7 protein-coding genes are annotated in these 16,102 nt (G+C 43.9%); 4 read left to right on the top strand and 3 right to left on the bottom strand.

Annotated elements, in window-relative coordinates; genetic code table 11:
* Nucleotides 1-17: 17 nt before the first annotated feature.
* Complete coding sequence (locus D5I41_RS01990; RefSeq protein ID WP_147094864.1) at nt 18-347, top strand: hypothetical protein; 330 nt, start codon at nt 18-20, stop codon at nt 345-347.
* A 185-nt stretch (nt 348-532) separates the two neighbouring features.
* Entirely contained in the window at nt 533-3,316 is a 2,784-nt protein-coding gene (locus tag D5I41_RS01985) for a TrlF family AAA-like ATPase (RefSeq protein WP_119008253.1), read from the top strand.
* 603 nt (nt 3,317-3,919) lie between these two features.
* Here the strand turns inward: D5I41_RS01985 and D5I41_RS01980 are convergent.
* Entirely contained in the window at nt 3,920-4,654 is a 735-nt protein-coding gene (locus D5I41_RS01980) for a hypothetical protein (RefSeq protein WP_119008252.1), read from the bottom strand.
* 54 nt (nt 4,655-4,708) lie between these two features.
* Nucleotides 4,709-13,324 carry a VCBS domain-containing protein gene (locus tag D5I41_RS01975; RefSeq protein WP_119008251.1) on the bottom strand — a complete coding sequence of 2,872 codons (8,616 nt, stop codon included), beginning with the start codon at nt 13,322-13,324 and terminating at the stop codon, nt 4,709-4,711.
* A gap of 327 nt (nt 13,325-13,651) precedes the next feature.
* Between D5I41_RS01975 and D5I41_RS01970 the strand changes: the two genes are divergently transcribed.
* Together D5I41_RS01970 and D5I41_RS01965 are read left to right on the top strand one after the other, a co-directional pair.
* Nucleotides 13,652-14,248, top strand: a complete 597-nt coding sequence (locus tag D5I41_RS01970; protein WP_119008250.1) for a nucleoside triphosphate pyrophosphohydrolase family protein — start codon at nt 13,652-13,654, stop codon at nt 14,246-14,248.
* 357 nt (nt 14,249-14,605) lie between these two features.
* Nucleotides 14,606-14,890, top strand: a complete 285-nt coding sequence (locus D5I41_RS01965) for a GIY-YIG nuclease family protein (protein ID WP_119008249.1) — start codon at nt 14,606-14,608, stop codon at nt 14,888-14,890.
* A gap of 218 nt (nt 14,891-15,108) precedes the next feature.
* Here D5I41_RS01965 and D5I41_RS01960 read toward each other — a convergent pair whose 3' ends face one another.
* Nucleotides 15,109-16,053, bottom strand: a complete 945-nt coding sequence (locus tag D5I41_RS01960; protein WP_119008248.1) for a VirK/YbjX family protein — start codon at nt 16,051-16,053, stop codon at nt 15,109-15,111.
* Between the last annotated feature and the right edge of the window lie 49 nt (nt 16,054-16,102).

The raw sequence follows: 16,102 nt of genomic DNA, 5'->3' as shown, positions 1-16,102 counted from the left end.
TCAGGATGGACTCTGGAATGCAAAAGTTAACCGAGGCTGAGTACAAAACTTTAAGAAACAAGCATGCTAACGCCAATATAATCGTTAATGACGGCACAGAGTATATGAACCCAGGATGTGGAGTTACAGCAAATGGCTCTCCTATAAATGCTGTTATAAATTCGCAGAAAGTCATCGCCATGCTCAATCATCAATTTAAAACTATCAAAGCCAATATGCCTCAAATACTCGAGTCAGCTCAATGCAGTGAAGAGCTTAACAGTGCAACAATTGGTCTGAAAGTGGACAATGAAACTAAGCAGCTAGTATTCACAATCAAAGAAATCGACTTCTTCTTCACGATTTAAGTCTACAAGATAATTGGGCTTCGTTTCCTGGTTAGGCAGAATAGGGATTTTCTCGTAAGTATCTGTCCATAATCGAAAATCTCATTTACAGAGACAGCTATTTGACCTAGTTATTCTTGTGCTGATAAAGTGATTTCATATAACAAAGTGGCCAATTTCAATTTGCCACTACACAAGGAAAATAAATGACTAGTGCGTGGCCATATCCGGGAGCTAAGTGGTACAAGTTCGATTTCCATACGCATACTCCTAAATCAACAGACTCAATGTGGGCGAAGTACGATCATAATTTATCTCCCCAAGATTGGCTTTTAAAGTACATGGCGGAGGGGATTGATTGCGTTGCAGTAACAGATCATAACGGAGCTGGTTGGGTGGATGCCCTGCAAAGCACATACGAAGAAATGAAAGTTAATCTGCCTGAAGGGTTCAGAGATATAACTGTGTTCCCTGGGGTCGAACTTACAACCGAGGATGAGTTTCATTTAATAGTTGTATTCGCGCCAGGTACTAGTCAAAAGAAAATCGAACAGTTCATTACCTCCGCTGGTTACAGAGGAGATTGTGGTGACCACAGCAGCTCAGGTTCTATGAGTTTACTGCGAGTTCTTAACGAAGTTATAACCCTGCCTGAATTTGACTGCATTCCTATAGCGGCACACGCAGATCGAGATAACGGTCTTCTACAAACCAAGAATGAATCACAGTCACCCGTAGCTAACGATAGGTATCTTCGTAAAATATTCGAAACAGGATTACTTAGCGCCATTGAAGTTGTCGATACTGAAGTTGATAAGCCGCAGAGCTATATTCAAAGCAGACTTAACTTATCAGAAGTTGTTGGATCTGATAGTCATGGTTTTCGTGGGAATGATAAACCAGGTAGTCGATACACTTGGGTCAAAATGGAAACCCCTACGCTCGCATCTTTAAAACTTGCTTTGATAGATGGCCAAGAGTTCTCTATCAAACGGTTTGATGACCTAATTCAATTCAAGCCATATGAAACACCTGATAACTTCATTGAGTCGATACAAGTTAAAGATGCTCGATATATGGGGCAAGGGAGACTTCCTTCGTCGCTCTCATTTAGCCCTTATTCAAATGCGATTGTAGGAGGAAGAGGTACTGGTAAGTCTACTATTACGCACTCTCTACGAGCTGTATCAGGGAAACAGTCTGAGCTAGATGAAGATACTACGCCATACCAGACATATTCCAAATTCATGCAAGTACCAAAATCAAAGGACGATTTTGGAGCTCTTAAGGAAGATACTGAAGTAGAGCTAATTTATAGGCGGTTGGGTAAGCGTTATCGTCTAATTTGGTCGCAAGTCACTAACGAAACGACAGTTTTTGAGGAAGACGGGTGTGATTGGAAAAAAAGTCAAGACCAGGAAATTACCAAAGACCGATTCCCTATTGACCTTTATAGCCAGGGACAAATAGCAACTCTGGTTGGTGAAAATAAGCAGCCGTTACTTGAGTTAATAGATCGTTCGGCAAATATTGACCATGATGAACTTCAAACGGCCCAATTGAAGTTCTGCGCAAAGAGAGCTGAGGCTAGGAGTTTGAAACAAGTTGCTGATCAGATACCAGCATTCAAGAGGCAACTACAAGACATAAGAGCAAAAATTCAAAAGCTCTCACAGAGTAATCATCAGAAAATTCTTACTGAATACAACAAGTTTCAGAAACAGAAACAACTATTTGAGACCAAGAAATCTGAAACATGGGATTTGATAAATAGATTAAGCGGATTTTTCTTGCACGAGGAAATAGTCTCCACTATTGCGACACCTTCAGACTTTGACGCAGACATTCAAGCTTTTACTAACTCTCTAGATACTGCTGTTGGTAAAACAAAAAATGCCATAAAAGATTCTATTGAAGGACTACAGACAAGTGTTAATGACATAGAGGCCGTTTTAATAAGTAGTAATTGGAAGGCAAAGTTTGACCAAGCCGTAAAACAATATACTGATTTACAGCTTCAACTACAGAGCGAAGGGATCAATAACCTAAAAGAGTATGGCCAACTTGTTCAATCTGAGAAGGAGTTAGCTGATAAGTTAGTTAGGGCAATGAATGCACAACAGCAGCTTCAAGAAAAAGTTAAACTGGCTAACGAGGATCTTAAAGAGATAAGGCAGCAAAGACTTAAGCAAACAGAGCGTAGAAAACTATTTCTTCAAGAAGTGCTTTCTGATAACCACTATGTGAAGATCTCTGTAAGACCATATGGTTGCAGCGCTATGGTCATGGAACATGCATTTCGAGATTTGCTTTCAGCTAAAACTGAGTTCGCATCGGATATTTACATAAAGGGCGAAAACGGTAAACAAGGTGTTGTTTCGTCTTTTTTGAATGCGGCTAAGCTTCCAAATCAAGAGGATCGTGATAGAGCCATTTTTGATATACAAAGCTTGCTTTACAAAGTATCTACTGGAGCAGATAAGCAGGCATTCTCCGCCAGATTCAGGAACAAACTGGTGAATATGAATACTCAGCATCAAGACTTTGCTGACTCTCTCTTGTACTGGTTCCCAGAGGATGGTTTGGACGTTGAGTATAGCCGCACAGGGGACGGGAAAAACTTCACTCCAATAACCCAAGGCTCAGCAGGTCAAAGAGCAGCTGCAATGCTGGCTTTCTTATTGGCGCATAGCGAGAAGCCACTTTTTATCGATCAACCAGAAGACGATTTGGATAACTCTTTAATATATGACTTGATAGTGTCTCAAATTAAGGCAACTAAGAGCAAGCGCCAGATAATCATGGTCACACACAACCCCAACATCGTGGTAAACGGTGATGCTGAGATGGTACATGCACTTGACTTTAATAATCAGTGCTTTATTAAGAATAAAGGCTCGATACAGGACAGTGAAATGCGTGAAACTATCTGTAGGATTATGGAAGGTGGAACCACGGCCTTTAACAATAGATATAAGCGTTTAATATAGTGGCTGACAGAAGCGAGAAGTTGGCCACTCGATTAGAGGTTTTGCCATACTTTTGATAATCCGTGAAAAGCTAATTTAGCAAAATCACTGACAAACTTTTGTCCAAAAACGTGTTTCAGCGGATGGTCAAGAAAAATCATAAATGCCTAGCGAGTAGTGAGCTGTGCGAGCGTCAGGAGTGGCTTTATTATTTTACTTTACCATCATTCCCTTAAATACCCTTTTGGCAGGGTGATGGTCTTCACGCAGTGAGACCATCGCCTTGCTAAGCCTTCAGGGATAAAAAAGCGTACACACCATTATACATAGTATGTACGCTTTATAGACTCGCAAGAAGCATTGCCAGTAAAGGGTTGTCACTCACTCACACGCAAATAGACATATTTTTTACTGTATACTCTTTAAAGCGCTGTTTTTCTGATTGATAAGGTCCCCATAAAAAACTTCGGGAACGACGGGTTTATCGAACCAACTCGAAAATATGCGTCATTCCCGAGAGTTTTTATCGGGAATCTACTTCTATGAAATGTAGCTGAAAAGGTCCCCGATAAACCACTTCGGGGACGACGAGCGTAAAAACTGTATCTCCACTCCGCCTTAAGGTTAATCTATAGCTTTAGGAGCATAACACTGGTTCAAACTAGCTTTATCAAAAACTACGATCCACTCATCATCAGTGCTCCAGTTAACGTTCGTAATATTACAATCTTGGGACCCATTATTATCGGTTACCGTAATCAATACATCCGTATTTTCTGCCACTTCAATAACCGGAGATAATGCCCCCTGAGTCAAGCCACTATAAATCTCTGTTCCATCAATCTTGATACTGTATGCGGTCGCAGTAGAAGAGGTATCTCTCAAATTCATTACATACAATGCAACGTTGCCATCAGCAACCTCATCATCGGGTTCATCTAAGATAACCAAGCGCGGTGGATCACTTATCGCATTATTCTGATCGCCAATTGCAAAAACTAATTTATCATCGCTAGTAGAGCTTACATTTAGGTCTTGCTCGTCCAATACTGTATCGGTATTTGCGTCCTTAAGTGCCACTTCTACCTTGTAAGAAGGCAACTCCTCACCTTCATATTGAATTAGCAAGCTTGTGTTTGTAACTATGCCGTACACAGAGCCATCAAATAAAGTAACCTCTTGAGAGAACGGCTCTACATTGTATTCTGCCTCTAAGCTAACTCCAGTGCTAACATAGTTAAACGATTGAAAATCAACGTCAAAATCATTCAGTGATGGTGAGTTATCACTATCGCTTCCGCCGCAGGCTGCAAGCAACACAGACGATGCAACAACCGCTAACTTAAATACCGTCTTCATAATTATTCCTTGTTTAGAACAATCTACATCTTTAGTTAATTATACACCTAGCTATTAATGGTGGTGATCAGGTAAATCCATCACGTCAGGTAGATCTTGTTGTATATGCTCGTCATCCAGTACGTGATGGTCATCAGGTTTGTGCTCCTCACCATTATTATCGATGAAAGCATCAACCGGATGCTGATGCGCAAGATCATCGGCCTGATTGAATAATAGATCTAAATCAGGGGCAGGCTCTGGCGCAGGCGCTGCCGAGGCATCAGTTTGTGGTGCATCGTGAAGACCCACAATATCGGTATATGGATTGCTTCCTGCTGAGCTGTGATCGTCCGCAAGTGCAGTTAACCCAGCCATTAGGTCATGATGTGTGCTGTCATCGTCAGCATATAGTGTGACCTCAATAACTTCTGGCGCAGAATCTGGTTCGTCATGTTGAACAGTTGGGGCAACAGGTGTGACTGACATACCAACAAGATGCGTTGAGGCCTGATTTTGCCCACTGTGCCCATGTATGTAAGTGACATCGAGGTTTACCTTTACATCGACATTTGATGAGTGAGTGTCGTGGTACATGATCTGGAATACATCATGGTGCTGTTCATGGGTGCCACTTCCGGCCCAGTGTGATCCACCTGAGGCTTTTTGTCCAGGAGTTGGCGCAGAGCTGTATTGATAATCTACATGACCTGTTTTTGGGTCGATGACTAAGGCTCCATATTGCCCTTGTAGGCGAGTCACAACCATACCATTAGGTGCCAAAATTCCCCAGCCAGAACCAGTTTGTGGATGTAATTGTTGGAGTAATGGGGGGGCTACGAGATTACCTGTCAAGTGACTACCTATGCCGCCCCCACCGGAAATATGTGGTGTGGCAATGGTGGGTATGGGTGGAGCTATAGAACCATCACTCACAAACAGAGGACTGTCCATCGTAGCGTGGTTGCCGGCTTTATCCGTTACAGAAACAGCAATATTGTGTATACCCCCTGTTAATGCTTGGGCTTCAGTCGTTGGGATGGATACGTGCCATTTACCGCCAGAAACTTGACCTTGGTAAGTGTGGTGTTCAATCTGCACGTGTATAGCTTGTCCATCCTCAACCCCAGTCACAGCCCCACTGACACTAAAACTTTGTGTGTGCTCAGATCCCGTTAGCATATTGTCGCCACTGATCGGATCAACAGACAAGGTAGCTACCGTATCAATGACCACTGCCAGTGGTTGAGACTGTTGAGTAGAGGCAGATAAAGGATCAGTAGCAGAAGCGATAAGGGTGTGGGTTGCGTCATTTAGCCCTGGCAGGTCGACATGATAATCGCCATTTGCGTCTGCATGAGTAGTCGCGATAACTTTGCCGCTTTCAATAATGTCAACTTGAGAGAATGGTATTAGTGCATGCCCATTTACTGTTGGAGTGTTATCGGACGTAATCAAATCACCTTGTTGGCCCGAGTCGCTGGATGGCGATAGTTCGAGTGATACAGCATTCTGTGAGTTGGTACTTGTTGTATGAGGCGGTTGTGTGTTTGTGATGCTTGGTGCATGTGGCACTGACGTCGATATTGTTGGCTGACCAGTGCTAGTTAGCGGTGCAGCAACTGATGCGACTACTCCAAATGTGATGAATTTGCTGCTTTCTCCGCTATGACCATCTGAGACTTTAACCTCAAAGGTATCTTGCCCTGAATAATTGTTATTAGATGGGTCATAGGTTAAACCGTGGGGCTGTGCATCTGGAGTATATACATAATGGCCACTGGTGGTGTCTAAGGTTAGGGAACCGAATTGACCTGTCAATGAGCTTGCGGAGTAGGCAAGCGCGTCGCCGTCTATATCGTTACCCGTCAATGTACCTGTAACATGTGTGATTTGGTGTACTTGTAATGATGGAGCATCGTTAGTGCCGGTAACGGTCAATGTTGCTGTTTGTGGCACTGTGCCACCTTGCCCATCTTTAACTGTGTAACTCACAACAATGGTTTCAGATTGATTGACACCAAGATGTTGGAACGCTTGGTGGTGAGCATTAACTACAAGGGTGTGCCCATCTGAAGCTAGGGATATTCCTGCGGGTAGTGCCGAAGTCGTTGTCCCTCCATCTATCTGGAAGGAAAGGTTTGCTATCGATAAAGTATCACCATCAGCATCGGTAGCACCTTGCAGCAGGTCTAATGGGTGATTGGAGGATGCATCTTCTTTAACTGTGTCGGTTAAAGGTGAAGCAATAGGATCATGATTTACAGAATCAATGGTGATGGTATTGCTTGCTGACAATGAATCTTCATGCCAATCATTCACCGTGAATTTAAAATGAACATCACCACTAAACCCATGTGCAGGAATAAATTGCAGTTTAGTAATGTCAGTGGCCGTAATACTCTGGCCTGATGTAATGTTGTTTCCATCAAGTACAAACTTACCTTGAGTTGCTGGTGGGAGATCGGTAATGGAAATCGAGTGCAGCGTGTCGCCAGTGTCGATGTCGGTAAAACCGAATTGGCTAGATTGCATTTGGTAGTGCACATTCTCTGTGCCGTGAGCGAGTGTAGTGGCAGATATCGTTGGTCTATCGTTGGTGCCTACAATCTTAATATCGATAATATGATCATCACCACCAACAGTATGCACGTTGTAAAGGACATGCTCTTCTTGCCCTGCGGCTAGTTGCTGAATTTGACTGTTGTTAACGGTATAAGTCCAAGAGCCATCTTTGGAAATGTGAAGACCACCGTGAACGCCACTGTTAAATGGATCATGGCGTTTGCCAACATCCGTTGAGAATGCAGATTGGTCGTGGTCAGGATCGAGGGCACTCACTTTACCTGATATGATCTCAACAGGCGTTGAAGAGCTATCTTCATGCACATCGGGATTTGAGGTGACGGATATCGTTGCCTTGTCATTAGTCCCTTGAACTAGCACTTCAATATGTTTGGTTGCAGTTGAGCCGTCAGTAGATATCGCTGTGATATCAAAGCCTTCTGCTTTGGTTTCACCTTGTTGTAGAGCATTTGCTTTTGAATGGTCTAGGTCGTAATGCCATTGTCCATTGCTATCAACATGCAGCGTTCCGTATGAACCCGCAGAATCACCAGTGGTAAATGTGACCGAATCTTTGCTGTCAGAGTCGTGGGCGAGTAGGGTACCTGAAATTGAGGTAACTTTATCTTCAACGGCAGTGCCAAGTGCGGCAGTCAACGCATCCGGAGTATCAATTACCACATGGTCATCGGTACCCAAAATTTTAGCAGTAAGGGGGATTCGAGTACCGTCAGCAGTGATTAGTGTGATCGTATCTGTTAGCGATTCTCCATGACTCAATCCTTGAATCTCGGTATGACTATTGTCTGCGCTATAACTCCACTTATTGTGGCCATCGGTTGAGTGTGTAAAGTTAAAGGTTCCGTGGGTGCCTGCTAGGTTCATAGCAAAATCCGCAGGGACAGTATGCTTAACACCGTTGACCTCTATCTGGGTGACCTTAGCCTCTGATGGCGAGTCTATATCCTGAATATCAAGGTTTTTCCAGCCTGACCATAATTCATTGCTGCTAGTACCTGATTTTAGATGGTCTTCGGTTACAGAAGTCGTGGCCTGAGCAGTAGGCAAAGTCGCGGCATCATTGCTCGGTAACAGTGTAGAAGAAGCACCGGTGTGAGTAACCCCACCATGCGCATCTTTAACGTCATAAGTGAAGTGTACTTGACCGTTGTAATTATGGTCTGGAGTGAAGGTAAATGTACCATCTTTGTTGTCGACGAGAGTGCCGTGATCCGCATGCAGGTTCGCGATAGAGAGTTGCCCTACATCGTTAGTATCAACATCGACAGTATTTGCAAGTAACTCCGTTGTTGTGATGGTTTTTGAGAGATCCTCTTTTCCGCTGTTGAGCTGAACTTCTGAAGAGCAGTACGGGCGGTCATTGTCGCCATGAATGGTGATATGAATATCGTGAGTGGTGCCATCAGCCGATTTGACGGTAACAGTATCCGTTATCGATTCACCTTGACCGAGATGATCAATTTTTCTACCCGTTGCGTCTTGGCCTATGGAAGCGTAATAGCTCCAATCTCCGTTACTCTGAAGTATGACATGTCCGTGTGTACCTTGGTATGTGCCTGTTTGAGCGTGGCTTTCACCGGAGTCTGGATCAACAATGTTCAGGTGACCATCAGTGTGTATTTCATCGTTCCATAATTTACCGATGTTTCCATGCATATGATCTGGTGAACGATCATCGACACTGCCGCCAGACATTGTACCGTCTGGTGCCGTATAGGTATGTCCTTCATGAACATCTCCAGTATCGCGGCCTGTGAACTGTGCAGCATCGCTAACCGCATCAATATGCAGTGTGTTCGTTGCTTCTTGTGAGTCGACATGTCCGTCATTAACCGTGAACTTAAATTGAACATCGCCGTTAAAATCTGGAGTGGGGATGAACTGAAGCTTAGCAATATCCGCGGTCGTAATACTTTGACCTGCAGTGATGTCGTGTCCATCGAGTACAAACTTACCTTGAGCCGTTGGTGGCAGGTCAGTGATAGCGATTGAGTGTAGCGTATCGCCTGTATCGACGTCGGTGAATCCGAACTGACTTGCCTGCATTTGATAGTGTGTATCTTCCGTGCCGTTGCTGAGAACCACTTTGGTGACTGTCGGTGCGTCGTTGGTACCGATGACATCGATGTTTAGGTCGTAGGCGGTACCATCAAAGCTGTGTACGCGATAGGTGACTGTTTCAACTTGCCCTTGTGCTAGGTGTTGAAGAGCCGCGTTGTCGACGCTATAACCCCAATTACCCGCGCTATCAATTCGAAGCATGCCGCCAAATGGGTCGTGAATACGAGTCTCACCAAACTGGCTGTATTGGAACTTATCTTCACCGCTATCTGGATCGATAACTTGTAGTTGTCCGTTAGCTAATTCTGTTGTTGTGCCGTTGTTGTGAGTTGCATGTGGCCCATCTTCAATAACACTTTCAGTGGTTACTTCAGAAATAATGGCTTTGTCTGGGGTCGCTACGAGAGTAGTATTTGCACCAGTGTGTGTAGTACCACCATGAGCGTCTTTTACATCATAAGTGAAGTGGACGCTTCCATTGTAGTTATGGCTTGGAGTGAAGGTGAACGTTCCATCGTGGTTGTCTTTAATTGAACCGTGATCGGCGTGCAAGTTTGCAATGGTGAGCATGCCCAAGTCATTGGCATCCACATCGACGGTATTTGCCAACAGTTCAGTGGAAGTAATGGTCTGAATTAAGTCTTCTTTTCCTGAACTGAGTTGTACTTCAGAAGAGCAATAAGGACGATCGTTGTCGCCATGTATGGTAATCACTATGTCGTGAGTGGTGCCATCTTTAGATTGAATGGTTATTGTATCGGTGAGCGTCTGCCCTTCGCCGAGTTTATCTATGGTAGTGCCGACTGTTGTTTTACGATTACCAACCCAATCAACACTGCCTACGGGGACATCGTAATGCCAAGTGCCATCAGTATTTAATAGTAAATGCCCATATTGCCCGTGATAGGAGTTATTCCAAGCTCCGCCTTTAGAGTCAAACTGAGATTCACCAGTATCCGGATCAACAATATCCAACTTGCCATCGGCTGTTAATGCACCTTGCCCTATTTTTGCCATGCCAGCTTGAGCATAATCTGGAGACCTATCTCCAAAAGTGCCATAGCCTTCATTAACATCACCGGTGTCGACGCCACTTACCGTTGCAGAGTTATTCACCCCGGTGATTGTGATTGAGAGATTTTGGGTACTGCTCGCGTTATGCTCATCGGTGACTGTTACAGGAATAGTGAGTGTTTTTGTGATGCCCGAAGCTAAAGACTGATAACTAGAATGGTTAGGGTTGAAGCTATAGGTTCCATCTGGGTTAACGACTAGACCATCGACTTGCGGTGCGTTATAAGTCAATGATGCGCCAGTATCTACGTCATAACCGACCATTTGCCCCTGTAGGACACTACCTCCTTCCGTAACAGAATGAGATTGAGCATTAATGATAGGTGTGTCGTTAGTACCATGAACCGTTAGCTCTATGGTATGTGTGGTGCCATCTACCGACCGTATTACCGCAGAATCGTGCTTCACCTCACCTTGCGCTAAGTTTTGTATATTTCGGTTGTCGAGCGTATAGGTGTAGTGGCCGTCGGGCATGAGCACTACATGTCCACCTAACTTAGTGTCATAGCCGATACCTTGATAGGTTTGTGATCCAATATTTGGGTCAAACTGCGCTTCACCTGTATCAGCATCTCGTATGTTTAGCTTTCCGTCGTAATGTAACTGGTAGTGGGTATCTATGTAGCCACGATCCTCTGTAACGCAACGTAAATCGGCATTGGTTTCTGCATCGGTGATAATCGCCTTATCGGGAGTGGCTGTGAGATCAAATTTCGCTTGAGTAATAACGCTACCTCCGTGCCCATCAACCACATCATATGTGAGTCGAATTTCACCATTGAAATCTTTATCTGGTGTGAAAGTGTAGGTACCATCCTTGTTGTCTGTGAGGCTACCATGGGTGGCTTGTAAGTTACTCACATGCAAAGTATCTGTAGTATCAACATCGCTCGTATGCGTTAGTAGATCAGACGCTTTTATGGTTACTGGCTGATCTTCTTTTCCTGCTGGAAGCTGTGTCCAAGCACTGACCACGGGTTTGTCATTACTACCTTGCACATCGATAACGATTTTTTGTGGAACTGATGCTCCTGCACTATCGGTAGCAGTAACCCAGAATGATTCTGACCGATGCTCTCCTGCAGCTAACTTATCCGCCTCACTGCCCGTAGAGTTGTCTAATTGGTAATGCCAGTGACCATGCTGATCAATGGATAGTGTCCCAAACTGCCCATGAGGTTGGTTGACAGCCCATGTTATGGTGTCGGGTTTATCAATATCGGTAGCGGTTAAAACGCCTGATGTGTCAGGAGTTCCTAGTGTGTTGTTTCCTTGCTCGATGACTGAACCACTTGATACTCCAGAAATTACGGGACGATCGTTACTGCCATTGACTGTGATAGACACTTTATGAGTCGTCCCATCAGCGGACTGAACGGTAATAATATCGGTAGCCGTTCCATTTTGGCCTAGGGCTTGCACTTTAGGGTTGGTGTTATCAAGATCGTAGGTCCACGCACCCGAGTCAGTCAGATGCAAGGTACCCAAGCTACCGGCAATGTCGGTATTGGAAAAGTGAGCTTCACCTGTGTCCACATCGGTTACTGTGAGGGTGCCTGATGTTTTCAGTTGCGATTCTTCCGTCACCGCACCGGTATCTGCACCTGCAACTATTGCTTTGTCATTGGTGCCGTTTACAGTAATGGTGACTTTATGAGTCGTCCCATCAGCAGACTGAACGGTAATAATATCGGTAGCCGTTCCATTTTGGCCTAGGGCTTGCACTTTAGGGTTGGTGTTATCGAGATCGTAGGTCCATGCACCGTTGTCTTGAAGGTGTAGCGTGCCCAAAGTACCGGCCAAATCACCACCTTGAAAATGTTGCTGGCTCGCATCTGGGTCGATAACGTCAAGTTTGCCTGACACCTGTGTTTGTTTATCCTCAATAACATGGCCTAAATCGTTACCTGAGATAACAGCACTATCGTCTTGTCCATTGATCGTCACGACAATTTGTTGCTCTGTACCATCAACAGAATGCACAGTGATGGTTTCTTGAAGCATTTGACCAGAACTGAGTGCCTGCACGGTATTGCTGGCATTGTTAACCTGATACTGCCAATGCCCAGACTCATCGATGGAGAACTCACCATACTTGGTTGCTTGGTGATTAACGGCAACTAAAGTGTCTTGGTCATGGTCTTGATCACTAACAGACAATGTACCTTGAGTGGTGATCAGCCCATTAGAGCTGACATTGAGATCCTCTGTCACTGCCCCTGTTAAATCGCCACTAAACTGGGCTGCTTCGTTGTTGCCTGACACAGGAACAGTAATGGTTTGCTGTAGGCCATTCGACAAATGAATCACGAATGAATCTGTACCTACTTCATGACCTTGCAGAAGAATAAAGGCGGGCGACTTTGGATTGAGATTAAAGGCATAATGCCCGTCAGGTCCGACAGTCAGCGTCCCATACTTACCCGTTAGAGTTTCTTCTCTATAAGAGACTATGTTTGCTGTTGATTGGTTGGGTGTGCTTGTTTGGTAACCCTGAAGATCGGGAGCATGAGTAGTCGCCACCTCATAACCTACATTCATAAAGGGGTGTGATATAACGGGATGATGAGAGTAGTTAGAAGAATGCGCTTGAGAATGGTTTGAATGGTTATCTTGCAAATCAGCCGTTGGCATGATGTTCTGCTGCACTGGTGATGATGCAGAAATCTTGTGCTCTGTTGCGGTCGCCGGTTGAAGGATGGTGTTACTGGTTTTGGAATGAGATTCAACCGGAGCAATTGCTGATGAGCTGTCAGCCTCGTCTGCTTCCGCTTTTCTAAAGCTAGGAAGAACAAGTGATAGGGTAAAACCTAACGGAATATAGATTTGTTTTTTCTTGGTTTCACGTTCTTTTTTTACTGTTCTTTTGGAGTTACCCGTTTTTGCCGACAAATCCTTGTGCGCAGCTTTTGTCTCTGAATTTTTAATTACTGTTTCGCCGTCTTTTTTTTGCTTGTTTTTACCGCTCATTAACATCACCAATGCAACTTTTATTTATTATCTTAACTTAATGGATATTTATGTTAATTTCCATTAATCAGCAGTAATTAAAGTCAACTAAAACAGGGTGATAGCTGTCTGACTGAGGTTAGCAAATAGCATCTTGTTATTTACATTGCTGTAACTTAATGATTCTTTGAAAGATTCCTCTTGTTTAGCGAATACAATCGGCGAATAGTTGCAAGAGCCTTATTGAAATGAGTATGGTAGTCTTGCCAAGCTTTAATGCTGTAAGGAGACAGCTGAAGTAACTTTCAGCTATTGGATTGTTAACTGCTACCTAATTTGGAAATGCCCGTGACTGCACACAAAGAATTCTTCTCGACGTTTACTCAATTAACTCCATCGCTTTGGAATAAGCTTTATCAAGACATTGTTGAATTTCGTCAATTATTCAATCTGCCTATTAATACCGGAATCGAAAGCGACAAGCTGTGTCATTTGCATTCAAACCTAATGATCGAAGAGCTAACCGAACTGGCCCGCGCCACCAACAAAGAAGACCAAGCCGATGCGATTACCGACACGGTATACGTTGCAGTAGGCCGCGCTGTTCACGCAGGCCACGAAGCGTTAAATGACACTACGATTGCTCGCCAAGTAGATGTCCTTTTGAATGTGGCAAAAACTCTAGATATCCCATTTGAGCAATGTTGGGATGCAGTACACGCGAGTAACATGAGTAAAGCTGCACTTGATGAGCAGCAGGCGAAAGAAACCGTCGAAGTGTATTCAGCAAAAGGCGTTAGTGCTGGTTATAAACTAAAGAACGACAAGTACATTGTGTTCTGCAACCAAGACTCTGTTGCAACTGATGGCGTGATGATTAAGGAAGGGAAGATCCTTAAAAACAAATATTACCAAGCGGTTGATTTGAGTTTTGTTGGCCAATAGAACATCTTCGAACTACGACGTCATCCTGACGAAGGTCAGGATCTTAGAGTTAACTGAATCTCACCAACGGCAGTCTCCAAGGTACTGGACAAGTACTGTGTACTTTCCAGTATGACGGCGTAGAGGTGCCGACGTGAGTAACTACTACGTGCACCATTTACTGCGCCAATGAGTACCAAACATACCACGTCATCCTGACAACAGTCAGGATCTTAGAATCAACCCAGCTTCAACAACCCACTTAATGTATGACTAGTATTATCTAAACCGAGACAGCTCGAACATTTCATTCAAAGCCCAGCCATAAAAGACTCAACGCTCTAGTATTCAGATATTCAATCTAATTGAGAGCAAAAAGTGAAGCAACCAAGCGTTTATATCCTTAGTTCTATCAATCGGAATGTTTTATACATAGGTGTAACAAGCAATCTAAAGGGAAGGGTGTGGCAACACAAAAGGCATCTCTTGCCAGGTTTCACATTACGTTATCATGTCACTCGATTAGTCTATTTTGAAGTTCACGACGATATGGAGCACGCGATAGAAAGAGAGAAACGCTTGAAATGCTGGAGAAGAGCGTGGAAGGAAGCTTTAATTGAGTCAAAGAACCCTAAGTGGAACGATCTATATGATGGTTTGTAGAAAACTGTGTGAATGAGCACACTCTGCACATCATGCTAACGAAAGTCAGGAACTTAGATAGCGCTTTATATATTGATATGTACTCACTAAGATACTGGATAAGTACTGCGTACTTTCCAGCATGACGTTGTGGTGGTGAAGCTGATGATTACTGAGCACCTCATATTGGTGGCCAGTACATCATCCATGTCATCCTGACGAAGGTCAGGATCTTAGCTTCACCCTAACTCTATTGTTTCGGTCTTGAGAGCGTTAATCTTGTTGCTTAAGTCTAACTCTAACTCATCAAGCCATGCATAACGTTTAGTGTACAAACGACGCTTATTCTTCTTCAACGCTGATGGGTCTTTGCGTTCAGGAAAAGCTGGAATGTCATAGCGATACTTATCACATTGTACAGCGCCGTACTCTGCCCACAATTCATCGTAATCAAAGGTGACCGCTTTGTTCTTTGAGCCTTTGTAGCGAAGTGCTTGATAGATATGCCCTTTGTTAGATACACCTACAAATTCTTGTACTCCAATGGATTTACCAAATATCAGAGCCAATTCCACCATTAGCGCCTTAGGGCGAAGACCGTGGAATGAGCGAGTCAGTGTTTTAATCACCTGGTTACGATCTTCTATCTGCTCACTTGGGCCCTTTAACGCACCAATATGCATGGTCTTAACTGGGCTGGTGGATAGATTAAAGGTAATGGAATAGATGGTTTGGCCCAGGTCGTTGATGATTCGTAGACCTAAAGAGCCTTCACGCATTTCGCCATCAAACAAGATGATGCTGTATGAACTACCCTTTGAATCTTCTAAAGACAGCAGAGTTAAGCCATCTTCCTTGAAAGCACCTTCTATCGAGTTACCAAAAGTGTCTGATAACAAAGAGAAATGCTCTTCAATATGACGCATTCTTTGCATAGGCTTGATATCAACATATAGGTATGGTTTCAGCGCTTTTTCGAGTATACGAGGCTTGCTTTCAACCGCGGTATGAAAAAGAGAGTTACCTGTCAGTGCTTTTATATGGGCAAAAGTAGACTTGTATACCTTACTCAATACAAAGAAGCGCGATTTTAGCCAGATACTCTTAAAGGAATTTTCTGATGGGTAAGCAAAAAGATCGAGTTCGTTTTCTGGAACCACAGCTGTTTGTTGGTCAGTAATCATAGTGACTTCCCTAGTTAATCATGACTAAAATCGGGTGCGTAACTCAAAG

The organism is Vibrio superstes, assembly GCF_003569005.1.
Taxonomy (GTDB): Bacteria; Pseudomonadota; Gammaproteobacteria; order Enterobacterales; family Vibrionaceae; genus Vibrio; species Vibrio superstes.
This window is presented reverse-complemented; position numbering and strand designations above follow the sequence as displayed.

Coding starts and splice junctions, on each gene's coding strand:
- D5I41_RS01990 (WP_147094864.1), top strand. CDS start 18: ATGCAAAAGTTAACCGAGGCTGAGTACAAAACTTTAAGAAACAAGCAT.
- D5I41_RS01985 (WP_119008253.1), top strand. CDS start 533: ATGACTAGTGCGTGGCCATATCCGGGAGCTAAGTGGTACAAGTTCGAT.
- D5I41_RS01980 (WP_119008252.1), bottom strand. CDS start 4,654: ATGAAGACGGTATTTAAGTTAGCGGTTGTTGCATCGTCTGTGTTGCTT.
- D5I41_RS01975 (WP_119008251.1), bottom strand. CDS start 13,324: ATGAGCGGTAAAAACAAGCAAAAAAAAGACGGCGAAACAGTAATTAAA.
- D5I41_RS01960 (WP_119008248.1), bottom strand. CDS start 16,053: ATGATTACTGACCAACAAACAGCTGTGGTTCCAGAAAACGAACTCGAT.